We start from the raw sequence: 13,603 nt of genomic DNA on the forward strand, positions 1-13,603 counted from the left end.
TCACACAGTCAACCCGCTCAGCTCAGCGGGATGGCGACAAAGCGCAGGTCGCCCTTGCGGTCCACCAGCAGCAGGATGGATTTCTTGCTCTGCTCCTTGGCCTTCTGGACGCGGCTGGTCACGTCCTCCGGCTTGCGGACCTCTTCCTGGCCGACCTCGATGATGACGTCACCGGCCTTCAGGCCCTTTTCCGCCGCCGCCGAATTGGCCTGCACCTCGGTCACGACCACGCCCTTCATGTCGGGCTTGATCTCGTACTGCTGGCGCAGTTCCGGGGTGATGGTGGTGAATTTCAGACCCAGCGATTCGGTGGCCTTCTGCGCCGGGGCCTTGTCCTTGCCGCCCTTGTCCTCGTTGGCGGCGAGCAGGCCCTGCTCCTCGGCGGCTTCGAGTTCGCCGACCTTGACCTGAAGCGTGACCGGCTTGCCCTTGCGCCACACCTCGATCGGCACGGCCTTGTCGATGCCGGTTTCGGCGACCACACGCGGCAGGCGGCGCATCTCGCCGATGTCCTTGCCGTCGAACTTGGTCACGATGTCGCCCGCCTGCACGCCCGCCTTGGCCGCCGGACCGTCCGGCGTCAGCGAGGCGACCAGCGCGCCCTTGGGCGCTGGCATGCCCAGGCTTTCGGCGATCTCCGGCGTCACCGCCTGGATGCGCACGCCCAGCCAGCCGCGCCGGGTCTTGCCATACTCCTTGAGCTGGGCGACCACCTGCTTGGCGAGGTTGGACGGGATGGCGAAGCCGATGCCGACCGACCCGCCCGACGGCGAAAAGATCGCGGTGTTGATGCCGATGACCTCGCCGTTCAGGTTGAACATCGGCCCGCCGGAGTTGCCCCGGTTGATCGACGCATCGGTTTGCAGGAAATCGTCGTAGGGACCGGCGTCGATGTTGCGCTGGCGGGCGGAGATGATGCCCGCCGTCACCGACCCGCCCAGGCCGAACGGGTTGCCGATGGCCAGCACCCAATCGCCCACGCGCATGGCGTCGCTGTCGCCGAACGGCACGGCGACCAGCGGATGGCTGGTCTTGATCTTCAGCAGGGCGACGTCGGTCTTGCTGTCCTTGCCGACCAGCTCCGCCTTGATGTTGGTGTCGTCCTGCAGGATGACGGTGATCTCGTCGGCGTCCTGCACGACGTGGTTGTTCGTCACCACATAGCCGTTCTTGGCGTCGATGATGAAGCCGGAGCCGAGCGAGGTCGCCTTGCGCTGCGGCTGGTCCTGCTGCTGCTGGCGATCAAAGAAATCGCGGAAGAAATCCTCGAACGGCGAGCCGGGCGGGAATTGCGGGACCTCCGGTCGCTGGCCCGGCTGGCGCTGCGGTGCCGATTGGGTGGTGGAGATGTTCACCACCGCCGGCAGCAGCTTTTCCGCCAGATCGGCGAAGCTGCCGACCGCAGCGGCGCGCGAGGGCGCAACGGTGGTTTGGGCCGCGCTGACGGCGGGGGCAGCGACCACGGCGGAAAACGCCAGCAGGAGAGCGGCGGCTGCCGGGAAAACGCCCGCCTTCAGGCCACGGCGTTCGGATATCGGTGTGCGACTCAACTCTGCTCTCCCTGCCAGACGTCCGGCCAATTCATGAACGGAATGACGAACCGTTCCGACGATGTCGGCCCCATGTTGGGCCAGGAGTATGGCCGCAACAGGGCGGAACGGTCCAGAAAAGTCATGCGGAACCAGAAACATCACACAAAGACGCGCCCCCGCGTTCCGGCGTCGCCGAACACGGGGGCGGAGACCATGGCCGGTTACGGCGTGGGCTTGCCGAAATAGCGGAAGAACTCGCTGTTCGGCGACAGCACCATGGTGGTGTCGTCCTTGTTCAACGCCTTGCGGTAGGCTTCCAGCGACCGGTAGAAGCCGTAGAAATCCGGATCCTTGGATGTCGCCTCGGCGATCAGCTTCAGGGCCGTGTTGTCGCCTTCGCCGCGCAGGATCTGGGCGTCGCGCTGGGCCTCGGCCACCAGAACCGTGCGTTCGCGTTCGGCGCGGGCGCGGATTTGCTGGGCCTGTTCCTGACCCTGGGCGCGGGCCTCCGACGCCTCGCGCTCGCGTTCGGAGCGCATGCGGGCGAAGATCGACTGGCTGGTTTCCTGCGGCAGGTCGGCGCGGCGGATGCGGACATCGACGATCTCGATGCCGAAGCGCTGGGCCTCCGCGTTCACCTGGGTCTTGATGTCCGACATGATCTTGGCGCGGTCTTCCGACAGCACGGTCATGACGGTGACATTGCCCAGCACGCGGCGCAGCGCGGAATTGACGGTGGCGTTCATGCGGGTTTCCGCCACCGCCTCCGTCCCCGCCGTCTGGTAGAAGCGCAGCGGGTCGTGGATGCGGTAACGGGCGAACGCGTCCACGTCCAACCGCTTCTGGTCGGCGAGAATGACCTGTTCGACCGGCGGGTCGAGATCCAGAACGCGGCGGTCCAGGATGCGGACCTCCTGGACAAAGGGCAGCTTGAATTTCAGGCCGGGTTCGGAAATGACGCGGCGCGGTTCACCAAACTGGAGGACCAACGCCTGTTGCGCCTCGTTGACGGTGAAGAGCGAGGCGGACCCGATGATGCCGAGGGCGGCGATGCCGAAGCCGATGGCGGCGAGCGAGCGACTCATGATGCGTTCCTCCTCAGCGGCTGGCCGGTTGGGTCTGGGTGCCGGGCGACGCCGTGGCCCCCTGACCGTTCTGGGCCGCCGGGCGCGGCGCGGGGGCGACGTGCGGCGACAGTTGGTTCAGCGGCAGATAAGGGATGACGCCCTGGTTGGCCCCATCGACGATGATCTTGTTCCGGCCCCGCAGAATCTCTTCCATCGTTTCCAGATACATCCGCTTGGCGGTCACGTCCTTGGACAGGGCGTAGGCCTCATAGACCTTGCGGAAACGTTCGGCGTCACCCTGGGCCAGGCTGACCACCTGCTCGCGGTAGGCCGATGCCTCCTGCACCAGGCGTTCCACCTCGCCGCGCGCGCGGGGGATGATGTCGTTGCGGTAGGCTTCGGCCTCGTTGCGGGCGCGTTCGCGGTCGGCGCGGGCGCGCTGCACATCGTTGAACGCGTCGATCACCGGGGCGGGCGGGTCGGCCTTCTGCAACTGCACCTGGGTGATTTCGATGCCCGCCTGATACTCGTCCAGCATGGTCTGGAGCAGCTTGCGGGTGGCGTTTTCGATCTGCTGGCGCGCTTCGGTCAGGGCCGGTTGCAGTTCGGTGCGGCCGATCACCTCGCGCATCGCGCTTTCGGCGGCCTTCTTCACCGTGATTTCCGGCTCGCGGATCTTGAACAGGAAGTTCTTGGCGTCCTTGATGACCCAGAACACCGTGAAATCGATGTCGATGATGTTTTCGTCGCCGGTCAGCATCAGCGATTCGTCGGGCACGTCGCGGTCGGCGCGCCGGGTGTCACCGGCTGAACGATAGCCGACCTCGATGCGGTTGACGCGCGTCACCTTGGGCAGCAGCACCGTTTCAATCGGCGACGGCAGGCGGTAACGCAGGCCCGGATCTTCGGTGCGCACCCATTCGCCAAAGCGCATGACCACGCCCTGCTCGTCCGCCTCCACGCGGTGAATGCCGCTGGCCAACCAGATCAGCGCCAGAATGCCGACGCCGATGCCGACCCCACGGCCCGATCCGAACCCGCCGGGCATCACGCGGCGCAGGCGGTCCTGGCCACGGCGCAGCAAATCCTCCAGGTCGGGCGGCTGCGGCCCACCGCCGCCACCGCCGCCGGACGGACGACCCCACGGGTTGCCCGGCCCGCCATTGTTGGAGCCGCCGTTGTTGGATCCGTTGTTGCCGGGAGGCGTGCCCCAGGGGCCACCGCCCCCGCCCTGCCCACCACCGCCCTGATTGTTCCACGGCATACGCGTCATTCCCCTGTTGTGGCGCTCTCGCTGCGGAAAGCTCGGCGTCCGCCGATCTCTTTACCATTCTTGTCCGACGGTCCTATAGTGCCGCTCCCCTCTCGGATCGGCGCGTCCACCATCGGATGTCCTGCCAAATATCGGGAACCCAGCGGAGTTTTCAACCATGGCGCAGATCGGCGAAGCGCAAGTTCTGGCGGCGCTGAAGACCATCATCGACCCGGACCGGGGCGGCGACATCGTCAGCCTGGGCATGTTGTCGGGTCTGGTGGTGCGCGACGGCCACGTCGCCTTCTCCATCGAGGTCGATCCCAAACGCGGGGCGCAGGCCGAACCGGTGCGTCACGCCGCCGAAAAGGCGGTGGAGGCGCTGCCCGGCGTGCTGTCCGTCACCGCCATGCTCACCGCCCACCGCGCCGCCCCCCAGGCCGCCGCGCAAAGCCAAGGCGGCCATCACGGCCACAGCCACGGGCCGGGCGGCCACAGCCATGGTTCGCAGGGCGGCCCCCAAGGTGCCCCCCAAGGCGGTCCCCAGGGACAAAAGGCGCTGGTTCCCGGCGTCAAGCACATCGTCGCCGTGGCGTCGGGCAAGGGCGGGGTCGGCAAATCCACCACCTCGGTCAATCTGGCGCTCGCGCTGGCCGCCAACGGGCGCAAGGTCGGGCTGCTCGACGCCGACATCTATGGCCCGTCGATGCCGCGCATGATGGGCATTTCCGGCCGCCCCAGCAGCCCCGACGGCAAGCGGCTGGAGCCGATGGAGAATTACGGCATCAAGGTGATGTCGATGGGCTTCCTGGTCGCCGAAGACACGCCGATGATCTGGCGCGGCCCGATGGTGATGAGCGCGCTGCAGCAGATGCTGCGCGACGTGAATTGGGGCGATCTGGACGTGCTGGTGGTCGACATGCCGCCCGGCACCGGCGACGCGCAATTGACCATGGCCCAGCAAGTGCCGCTGGCCGGGGCGGTCATCGTCTCCACCCCGCAGGACATCGCCCTGCTGGACGCCCGCAAGGGCCTGAACATGTTCCGCCGCGTCGATGTGCCGGTGTTGGGCATCATCGAGAACATGAGCTATTTCTGCTGCCCCAACTGCGGCCACCGCACCGACATCTTCAGCCACGGCGGCGCCCGCAAGGAAGCCGACGATCTGGGCATGGAGTTCCTGGGCGAAATCCCGCTGCACCTGTCGATCCGCGAAACCTCCGACCAGGGTCAACCGATCGTGGTGTCGCAACCGGAGTCGGAGCACGCCCAATCCTACCGCCGGATCGCCGCCCGCCTGTGGGACAAGATCAGCGGCGGCGGTCGCGCCGCGCCGCGCATCGTCGTTCAATAACGCGCCGCGATCGACGCGCACGCGTCACGCCCATCACGCACCCGACTCGCGAATGAACACGGATCAAGAACCACCTTGTCCGTGTTCATTCACCTTTGAGGGCACGTCTGAGGGCGTGATGCCAGTCTGAGGTGAAGCTGACTCATACCGGCGGGCAAAACCGCTGACTCACGGAAAGGCGTTCCCAAGGCCGCCAAACCATGATTCGGATCCCCATCCTGGTCCGGCACCGTTCCGCTGGTTCGGGGTAATTTCCTTCAATACCGCTGACCTGCGCCCAGCGACACTGACCGGCATGCCCCCTTGTTCAACACAGGAAGCCGGACGTGACGCGCTGCGCCTTCATCATTGACCACACCCTGCCCCCCGGCCTGATCGCCAACACCGCCGCCGCGCTGGCGATGTCGCTTGGAAAAGCGCGTCCCGATCTGGTGGAATGCGATCTGCGGGACGCCGATGGAACCGGCCATCCCGGCCTGACCACCATCGTGATGCCGATCCTGGTTTCCGACGCCGAGGGGCTGCGCGCGCTTCGGCAGCTGGCGGCGGAGCGGGAGGGCGATGGGTTGGGCGTGATCGGCATGACCGATGTTGCCCAGCGCGCCAAGAACTACGACGAGTACCGCCAACGGCTTGCCGCCACCCGGCGGGGGGATCTGCGGTATCGCGGCCTCTGCCTGCACGGACCGGCGACGCTGGTGCGCTCGCTGACCGGTTCGCTGCCGTTGCTGACGTGAGGGCGGCGGTGATGATGACGCTGTATCTGTCGATGGCCGGTTTTGCCCTGGCCACCTCGATCTCGCCCGGCCCGGTCAATGTGATGGCGCTGTCCAGCGGCACCGCCCACGGCCTGCGCGCCACCTTGCCACTGGTCGCCGGTTCCACGCTGGGATTTGTCCTGCTGCTGGTTCTGGCCGGAATGGGGCTTGCCGAGTTGCTGCGCGGGTGGCCTCTCGTCGCCACCTTCACCCGCTGGGCGGGAGTCGGATTCCTGCTGTGGATGGGTTGGGCATTGTGGACCAGCGGCGGCGGGGTGGCGGCGGGGCATCCACCGCCCGCCCCGTCCGCCTGGCAGGGAGCCGCCATGCAGTGGCTGAACCCGAAAGCCTGGGTTGCCGCGTTGGCCGGAGCCGGAGTGTACGCCGGGGACGATGCGGCGCGGCTCTGGAGTCTGGCGGCGGTCTATGCCGTTGTCTGCGGTCTGTCCATCGGTGTCTGGGCCTATGCCGGTGCCCGATTGCGCCCGCTGTTGGCCGATGCGCGACGGATGCGCCTGTTCAACCGCGTCATGGCCAGCCTGCTCGCGGCGAGCGCCATTCCCATCGGGCTGGCCGTCTGATCCGCGCTGTCCGGTTCGCCGCCGTCACGCCCGACGCAGATATTGGCCGGGCGTGGCGGCGACATGCCGTTTGAAGGCGCGCTGGAAATGGGCCTGATCGGCGAATCCGGCCTCCAACGCCACATCGACGATGGAGCGGCCGCGCCGCAACTCCTGTTTGCCGAACTGGATGCGCCGGTTGATCTGGTAGGCGTGCGGGGTCATGCCGTAGCGCGCCTTGAAGGCCCGCACCAGATAGGAGGGCGACAGACCGCAATGCGCCGCGATGTCGGCCAGCCGCAGAGGCTGGGTGCAACGGGCGGAGATGAAATCCGCCGCCCGCGCCAACGCCGCATGGTCGCCACCCTGCGGTTCATGGTCCAGGCCCCCGCCCAACCTGTCCCGCAATCCGCCGAAGAAGGATCGCGCCGCCGCGTCCTTGTCGGCGCTGCTCAACGTTGGATCGAACAGCCGGATGAACAGCCGGGCGAGCGCGTCGGCCAGCGCCGGATCCCGGCTCAAGGCGGGCGCGAAGGGCCGGAACCGCGCCTCCCCTTCCACCGCCGCCAGCCACGCCGGATCGGCGTACAGCATCCGATAGGACCACGCCTGCCCGTCCAGCGGGTTGCAGGCATGGGCCTCCTCCGGATTCATCAGCACGGTGGAGCCACACGAGACACTGTGGCACTTCGAGTCGATGCGGAACTCGCTGACGCCGCCGCAGACCAACCCAATGGAAAAGCTGGGGTGGCTGTGCCAACCGTAACAAACACCCTGCCCACCGTCGATGAAGCGCGCCTCCAGATGCGGCAGCGCCGGATCCCGCCAAAAGCGGTGGTGGTTGCTCATCCTGCGCCCCCTCACCCTTGCCCCCTCACCGCGCCATCGACAGCTTGCCGGCGCTGTCCTTCAGCGCGTCGATCATCGCGTTTTGCTGGTCGGCGTCGGTGTCGGCGGGAACGACAAAGCAGATGGTGGCGATGCATCGGCCCTGGGTGTCGCGCACCGGGGCCGCCATGCAGGTGGTGAAGCGGTCCACCAGCCCGGTGGTGCGGACATAGCCCGCCTCGCGCGCGGCGGCCATGTCGCGCAGGAACTCCTCCTCCACGATGCGGCGGCCGTCGGGCAGGGTGAAATCCTCGGTCGGGATGAAGGCGCGGATTTCGTCCGGCCCCATGTGATCGACCAGCAGGCGGCCCGACGCCGTCCAGGGGATCGGCACCTTGATGCCGATGTCGGAGCTGATGCGGAACATCCGCCGCCCCGGCTCGTTCAGCACGACCAGATACTTGTTCCCGTCCAACATGCAGAATTGCGCCGTCTCGCCGATCACCTCGGCCAGATGGTTCACCTCGCGCCGGGCCTTGCGGATCAGATCGACGCTGTTGAGGTAGTCGCTGCCGTAATAATGCATGGCCGGACCGAAAAACACCGTCCCGTCCTCGTCCCGGGTTTCCAGCCAGCGCGCCTCCACCAGCGTGTTCACCAGCTCATAGACGGTGGAACGCGGCGTGCCGGTGTCCCGCGCGATGTCGGCGATGCGGGCGGGCGCGCGCAGCCGGTGCAGATGCTCCATCAACGCGATCACCCGGTCGATGCCGCGCGCACGCCCGGTCGCGGTTGCCTGCCCCATTGCCTGCCCGGCTGCCTTGTCCATCACCCGTTCCGCCGTCATGCCACCCGTCCCGCTGGCCACCCGTGAATCCGCCGCCCCGTCCCGGCTGTGACGGGACGCTGACGCTTATTGCTTAGCACGCGCATTTTCGGCTTGCGAGCGCTCTTTGTCCGATATACCGTCTGCTTGTCCGGAATACAAGATCAATGTCCGAAATATCGGATTATCGCTCCAGCGGGGCGGCAAGACCGAAACGGACGACCAGGGAAGCGCCGGACGGCACGCACACCGCGCCTCAAGCGCCGGTCCATCACGCGGAGGGGAGTCTCGATGAAGCCGTTCACCCGTAGCCTGCACACCACCTTGCTGGGGGCCACGCTGCTGGCCAGCGCCTTTGCCACACCGGTCGGCGTCGCGCTGGCGCAACAGCCGTCCTCCGTCGTCACGGTGGCGACGATTGGCGAACCGCCCACGCTCGACCCCGTCGGCGTCACCTCCGATCTGGTCAGCATCATCACCCAGCATGTGTTCGAGACGCTCTACACCTTCGACGCCGATTGGAAGGTGACGCCGCTGCTGGCCTCCGCCCTGCCGACCATCGGCGCGGACGGCAAGAGCTACGCCTTTCCGTTGCGCAGCGGCGTGACCTTCCACGACGGCAGCGCCATGACCGCCGAGGATGTGGCCGCGTCGCTGGAGCGCTGGACCAAGCTGTCGCCGCGCGGCAAGAGCGTCGCGCCGATGATCGAGGCCATCACCGTCACCAACCCGACCACCGTCACCCTGACGTTGAAGGATCCCTACACCCCGCTGCTGTCGCTGCTGGCGATGAGCAACGGGGCCGCCGCCATCGTGCCGCGCAGCGTCATCGATGGGGCCGCGCCCCTGAAGCAGTTCGTCGGCACCGGCCCCTACAAGCTGTTGGAGCACAAGCCCGACCAGCACATCCGTTTGGTTCGTTTCGACGGCTACGCCTCCCCCACCGGCCCGGCGAGCGGCTATGGCGGCGCGCGCGCGGCCAAGATCGGCGAGGTGCGCTTCGTCCCGGTCCCCAACGCCGCCACCCGCGTCGCCGGAATGCTGGCCGGTCAATACCAGTTCGCCGACAGCCTGCCCGCCGAAATGCTGGGCCGCTTCAAGACCTCGACCAGCGTCAAGCCGGTGATCGTCAAGCCCTTCGGCTTCCCGCTGATGATCATGAACACCAAGACCGGCGTCATGGCCAACCAGACGCTGCGCCAGGCGGTGTTGGCGGCGGTCGGCCCCGGCGACATGATGCTGGCGGGCTTCGGCGATCCGGCCTTCTTCGCCGCCGAAGGCTCGATCTACAGCCAGGGCACGCCCTATTACGATGCGGCCAGCGCCAAGCCCTACCGCGAGGGCAGCCCGAAGAAGGCCGCCGAACTGCGCAAGACGGCGGGGTACAAGGGCGAGCCGATCCGCATCATGACCTCCACCCAGTATGACTTCCTCTACAAGATGAGCCTGGTCGCCCAGGCCCAGTTGCAGGCGGCGGGCTTCACCGTGGATTTGCAGGTGTTGGATTGGGCGACGCTGCTGCAGAAGCGCGGCGATGAAAAGGCGTGGGACGCCTTCTTCACCTATCACACCTTCGTGCCGGAACCCTCGCTCATCACCGTCCTGAACCCCAGCTACCCCGGCTGGTGGGACAGCGCGGAGAAGCGCGACGCGCTCGCCGCCTTCAACCGCGAAACCGACGCGAACGCCCGCAAGGACAAGTGGGTGGCCTTGCAGAACCGCTTCTACACCGAAGTGCCGAGCATCAAGGTCGGCGATTTCTACAACCTCGCCGCCGCCACCGACAAGCTGAAGGGCTACACCCCGGCCCCCTGGCCGTTCTTCTGGAACGCCGAACTGTCGAACTGAGGGCCGTTTTCTTCACGCCCTGCCGCCCCCCGTCCGCTTCGGTGGTCAGGGGGCGGCGCACAGACGGGACCACAGCCATGTTTGTTTACGTCGCACGCCGGCTTGCCGGCATGATGCTGGTCATGCTGATCGTCGCGGCGGTGGTCTTCGTGATCGCCCGCGTCGTGCCGGGCGATCCGGCCGCCGTCATGCTGGGATCGTCGGCCACCCCGGACGACATCGCCGCCCTGCGCGGGCGTTTGGGGCTGGATCAGCCGCTCTACAGCCAATTCCTCATTTATCTCGGCCAGATCGCCCATTTCGATCTGGGTGAGTCGATCTTCCTCAACCGCCCGGTCGCCCAGGCGCTGGCCGAACGGTCGGAGCTGACCGCCCTGCTGACGCTGATGTCGGTCAGCATCGCCGTGGCCATCGGCGTGCCGGTGGGCATCCTGTCGGCGGCGATGCGCGGGCGCTGGGTCGATCAGACCGCCATCGGCATCGCCATGCTGGCCGCCAGCGTGCCCAGCTTCTGGATCGGCCTGACGCTCATCAAGTATCTGGCCGTCGATCTGCCGTGGTTTCCGGTCGCCGGTTACGGCCCGCCCGACGCCAGCCTGGGGGAACGGCTGCGCCATCTGGTGCTGCCCGCCGTGGCGCTGGGCATCCCCAACTCCGCCCTGATCCTGCGCTTCACCCGCACCAGCATGCTGGATGTCCTGAGCGACGATTACGTGCGGACCGCGCGGGCCAAGGGGTTGTCGCCGCTGGTCGTGGTGCTGAAACACGCGCTGCGCAACGCGATGATCCCGATCCTGACCGTGATCGGCCTGACCGCCGCCGTGATGATCGCCGGGGCCATCGTGACGGAAACCGTCTTCGGCCTGCCCGGTGTCGGCAACCTGATCGTGTCCGCCGTGCTGCGCCGGGATTACCCGGTGATCCAGGGGGCCTTGCTGGTCGTCTCGGGCATCTACGTCCTCATCAACCTGTCGGTCGATCTGCTTTACGCGGTGGTCGATCCGCGCGTCCGTTACTGAGAAAGGGGGCCGTCATGGCAAGCCTTCCCAGCGCCGCCCCCGCCGTTGGCGGTGGATCCTCCGCGCAAGGCCGGTCGCCGATGGCGCTGCTGCTGCGCCAACTGCTGCGCCGCCCGCTGGTGGTCGTCGCCCTCGCCATCCTCGCCGCGATCCTGGCCATCGCCGCGCTGGCCCCGTGGCTGGTGCCCTACGACCCGATGAAGATGGACATCCTCAACCGGATGAAGCCGCCCGCCGCCGGGCACCTGTTCGGCACCGACGAATTCGGGCGCGACGTGCTGTCCCGCATCATGCAGGGGGCGCAACTGTCGCTGCTGGTCGGGCTGCTGGTGGTGGTGGTCGCGGTGACGCTCGGCACGCTGATGGGGCTGATGGCGGGCTATGTCCGCGCGCTGGATGGCGCGGTGATGCGGCTGACCGACGCGCTGATGGCGTTCCCCGACATTCTGCTCGCCATCGCCTTCATGGCCGGACTGGGGCCGTCGCTCTACAACGTCGTGTTGGCGCTGGGCATTGTCTACACCCCGCGCGTGGCCCGCGTCGTCCGCGCCGCCGCCCTGGTGGTGCGCGAGATGCCCTATGTCGAGGCGGCCACCGCGCTGGGGGCCTCCACCCCGCGCATCGTCTTCGGCCACATCCTGCCCAACCTGATCTCGCCGATCATCGTCCAGGCGACCTTCATTTTCGCCTACGCCATCCTGACCGAAGCCGCCCTGTCCTTCCTGGGCGTGGGCGTGCCGCCGACGACGCCGACCTGGGGCAACATGATCGCCGGGGCGCAGCAGTATTTCCAACAGGCCGATTGGCTGGTGCTGTTCCCCGGTCTGGCCATCGTGCTGACGGTGCTGGCGCTCCAGATCGTCGGCGACGGGCTGCGCGACGCGCTCGACCCCCGCCTGCAAAAGGTGTCGTGATGCGCCCCATCCTGATCCGCAACGCCCGCGTGATCGACGGGACCGGCGCGCCCTGGTTTCGCGCCGACCTGTTGACCGAGGGCGACCGCATCGCCGCCATCGGCCCCAACCTGGAGGCGGGCGACGCCGAGGTGATCGACGCCGACGAGCGTTATCTCGCCCCCGGCTTCATCGACGCCCACGCCCACGACGACCTCGTTTATCTGCGCCAGCCTGACCGCCCGGAAAAGGTGGCGCAGGGCGTGACCGGGGTGGTGGTCGGCAACTGCTCCTTCGGGCTGTACCCGCAGCGCCCGGCCAGCGCCGACGCCCTGCGCGAGCATTTCGGCAACCTGCTGGGTCGGGTCGCCCCGGAGGAAAGCTTCGCCGATTTCGCCGCCTACCGCGCGGCGGTGGACGGGCGCGGGGTCGCCATCAACCTGATTTCGCTGGTCGGCCACGCCGCCCTGCGTCTGGCGGTGATGGGCTGGCAGAACCGCCCGGCCACGGCGGAGGAGCGGGAGGCGATGGCCGCCCTGCTGGCCGACCAGTTGGCGCAGGGTGCGCATGGCCTGTCGCTGGGGTTGGTCTATCCGCCCAGCGCCTGGGCCGACCGGGCGGAGCTGCTGCGCCTGACCGAGGTGGTCGCCGCCCACGGCGCGCTGCTGACCGCGCATGTCCGCTCCTACGAGGGCGGGTTGATCGCCTCGGTGGACGAGTTCGTCGATCTGCTGACCAGCGGCAAGGCCAGCGGCCTGCTGTCCCATCTTCAGGCCGCCGGGCGGCCCTATTGGGGCAGCCTGCCGCGCGCCATCGACCGGTTGGAGATCGCCCGCAAGGGCGGGGTGGACGTCAGCTTCGACATGTACCCCTACCCCGCCGGGTCCAGCACCATCCTGCAACTGCTGCCGCCCTCGGCCTTGGCGGGTGGGGTGGAGGCGCTGCTCGCCCGGCTGGCCGACGCCGACAACCGCGCCGCCCTGCGCCGCGCGGTCGAGGAGGGCGACGCCCCGGCCGATCCCGGTTGGGAATCCAAGATCCGCCTGATCGGTTGGGAAAATGTGCGGATCGGTGGCGTCGGTGCGGAGGATCTGCGCCCGCTGGAGGGTCGTTCGCTGGCCGAGATCGCCGACGACCGCCGCACCGCCGCGTTCGACGCGCTGGCCTGGCTGATCGCCGCCGACCGGGGCCAGACCAACATCGTCATGTTCCAGCTCGACACCGGCGACCTCGACGCCGCCCTGTCGCACCCGCTGCACATGCTGGGGTCGGACGGGCTGCCGCGCGAGACCGGCAAACCGCACCCGCGCGCCTTCGGCAGCTTCCCGCGCTACCTCGCCCGCGCCCAGCGGGGCGAGGGCGGCTTGCGGCTGGAGGAGGCGGTGCGGCACATGACCGCCGTTCCAGCCCAACGCTTTGGCCTGTCCACGCGCGGACTGCTGCGCCCCGGCCTGACCGCCGACCTGACCCTGTTCACCGCCGACGTCTGCGACCGCGCGACCTTCCAGGACCCGACGCAGCCGCCCCACGGCGTCACCGACGTGCTCGTCGCCGGAACCTTTGTCCGGCGCAACGGCGCACCGACCGGCGCGCGCCCCGGCAAGACGCTGACGCGCGCCGCCCGCTGATCCCGTCAGCGCTCAACCCCTTCACCGTTTTTTCACCT

12 protein-coding genes are annotated in these 13,603 nt (G+C 68.0%); 7 read left to right on the forward strand and 5 right to left on the reverse strand.

The window, feature by feature from the left end; genetic code table 11:
• Positions 1–17: 17 nt before the first annotated feature.
• The 3 genes from EJ903_RS20290 to hflK all read right to left on the reverse strand — a co-directional run bounded on the left by EJ903_RS20290 (position 18) and on the right by hflK (position 3,863).
• The gene (locus EJ903_RS20290) at positions 18–1,550 is read right to left on the reverse strand and encodes a DegQ family serine endoprotease (RefSeq protein WP_246015794.1); all 1,533 of its coding nucleotides are present in this window, start codon (positions 1,548–1,550) and stop codon (positions 18–20) included.
• A gap of 203 nt (positions 1,551–1,753) precedes the next feature.
• The gene (gene hflC, locus EJ903_RS20295; RefSeq protein ID WP_126618846.1) at positions 1,754–2,617 is read right to left on the reverse strand and encodes a protease modulator HflC; all 864 of its coding nucleotides are present in this window, start codon (positions 2,615–2,617) and stop codon (positions 1,754–1,756) included.
• A gap of 13 nt (positions 2,618–2,630) precedes the next feature.
• Positions 2,631–3,863 (reverse strand): FtsH protease activity modulator HflK, encoded by a 1,233-nt coding sequence (hflK, locus tag EJ903_RS20300; RefSeq protein ID WP_126618848.1) that lies wholly within the window; start codon positions 3,861–3,863, stop codon positions 2,631–2,633.
• A gap of 166 nt (positions 3,864–4,029) precedes the next feature.
• Between hflK and apbC the strand changes: the two genes are divergently transcribed.
• From apbC to EJ903_RS20315, 3 genes are all read left to right on the forward strand, one after another.
• Positions 4,030–5,205: an iron-sulfur cluster carrier protein ApbC gene (gene apbC / locus EJ903_RS20305; protein WP_126618850.1), complete on the forward strand. Its 1,176-nt coding sequence runs from the start codon at positions 4,030–4,032 to the stop codon at positions 5,203–5,205.
• Positions 5,206–5,531: 326 nt separating this feature from the next.
• The gene (locus EJ903_RS20310) at positions 5,532–5,942 is read left to right on the forward strand and encodes a DUF2000 domain-containing protein (RefSeq protein ID WP_126618852.1); all 411 of its coding nucleotides are present in this window, start codon (positions 5,532–5,534) and stop codon (positions 5,940–5,942) included.
• A gap of 11 nt (positions 5,943–5,953) precedes the next feature.
• Entirely contained in the window at positions 5,954–6,544 is a 591-nt protein-coding gene (locus tag EJ903_RS20315; protein ID WP_210211492.1) for a LysE family translocator, read from the forward strand.
• 24 nt (positions 6,545–6,568) lie between these two features.
• On the opposite strand, the gene EJ903_RS20320 is transcribed toward EJ903_RS20315, so the two are convergent.
• Both EJ903_RS20320 and EJ903_RS20325 read right to left on the reverse strand, forming a co-directional pair.
• Positions 6,569–7,372 (reverse strand): AraC family transcriptional regulator, encoded by an 804-nt coding sequence (locus EJ903_RS20320; protein ID WP_126618854.1) that lies wholly within the window; start codon positions 7,370–7,372, stop codon positions 6,569–6,571.
• A gap of 25 nt (positions 7,373–7,397) precedes the next feature.
• A complete protein-coding gene (locus EJ903_RS20325; RefSeq protein WP_246015796.1) occupies positions 7,398–8,219 on the reverse strand; it encodes an IclR family transcriptional regulator in 822 nt (273 codons plus the stop codon).
• Positions 8,220–8,468: 249 nt separating this feature from the next.
• Between EJ903_RS20325 and EJ903_RS20330 the strand changes: the two genes are divergently transcribed.
• From EJ903_RS20330 to EJ903_RS20345, 4 genes are all read left to right on the forward strand, one after another.
• Positions 8,469–10,025, forward strand: a complete 1,557-nt coding sequence (locus EJ903_RS20330) for an ABC transporter substrate-binding protein (RefSeq protein WP_126618856.1) — start codon at positions 8,469–8,471, stop codon at positions 10,023–10,025.
• A gap of 77 nt (positions 10,026–10,102) precedes the next feature.
• Positions 10,103–11,044 carry an ABC transporter permease gene (locus tag EJ903_RS20335; RefSeq protein ID WP_126618857.1) on the forward strand — a complete coding sequence of 314 codons (942 nt, stop codon included), beginning with the start codon at positions 10,103–10,105 and terminating at the stop codon, positions 11,042–11,044.
• A 14-nt stretch (positions 11,045–11,058) separates the two neighbouring features.
• Entirely contained in the window at positions 11,059–11,958 is a 900-nt protein-coding gene (locus tag EJ903_RS20340) for an ABC transporter permease (RefSeq protein ID WP_126618859.1), read from the forward strand.
• The gene (locus tag EJ903_RS20345; RefSeq protein WP_246015798.1) at positions 11,958–13,565 is read left to right on the forward strand and encodes an N-acyl-D-amino-acid deacylase family protein; all 1,608 of its coding nucleotides are present in this window, start codon (positions 11,958–11,960) and stop codon (positions 13,563–13,565) included. The genes EJ903_RS20340 and EJ903_RS20345 overlap by 1 nt, the downstream gene beginning before the upstream one ends.
• The last annotated feature ends 38 nt before the right edge of the window (positions 13,566–13,603 follow it).

The sequence above is a fragment of the Azospirillum griseum genome, from assembly GCF_003966125.1.
Classification (GTDB): Bacteria; Pseudomonadota; Alphaproteobacteria; order Azospirillales; family Azospirillaceae; genus Azospirillum; species Azospirillum griseum.

Coding starts and splice junctions, on each gene's coding strand:
- hflC (WP_126618846.1), bottom strand. CDS start 2,617: ATGAGTCGCTCGCTCGCCGCCATCGGCTTCGGCATCGCCGCCCTCGGC.
- hflK (WP_126618848.1), bottom strand. CDS start 3,863: ATGCCGTGGAACAATCAGGGCGGTGGTGGGCAGGGCGGGGGCGGTGGC.
- apbC (WP_126618850.1), top strand. CDS start 4,030: ATGGCGCAGATCGGCGAAGCGCAAGTTCTGGCGGCGCTGAAGACCATC.
- EJ903_RS20315 (WP_210211492.1), top strand. CDS start 5,954: ATGATGACGCTGTATCTGTCGATGGCCGGTTTTGCCCTGGCCACCTCG.
- EJ903_RS20320 (WP_126618854.1), bottom strand. CDS start 7,372: ATGAGCAACCACCACCGCTTTTGGCGGGATCCGGCGCTGCCGCATCTG.
- EJ903_RS20330 (WP_126618856.1), top strand. CDS start 8,469: ATGAAGCCGTTCACCCGTAGCCTGCACACCACCTTGCTGGGGGCCACG.
- EJ903_RS20335 (WP_126618857.1), top strand. CDS start 10,103: ATGTTTGTTTACGTCGCACGCCGGCTTGCCGGCATGATGCTGGTCATG.
- EJ903_RS20340 (WP_126618859.1), top strand. CDS start 11,059: ATGGCAAGCCTTCCCAGCGCCGCCCCCGCCGTTGGCGGTGGATCCTCC.
- EJ903_RS20345 (WP_246015798.1), top strand. CDS start 11,958: ATGCGCCCCATCCTGATCCGCAACGCCCGCGTGATCGACGGGACCGGC.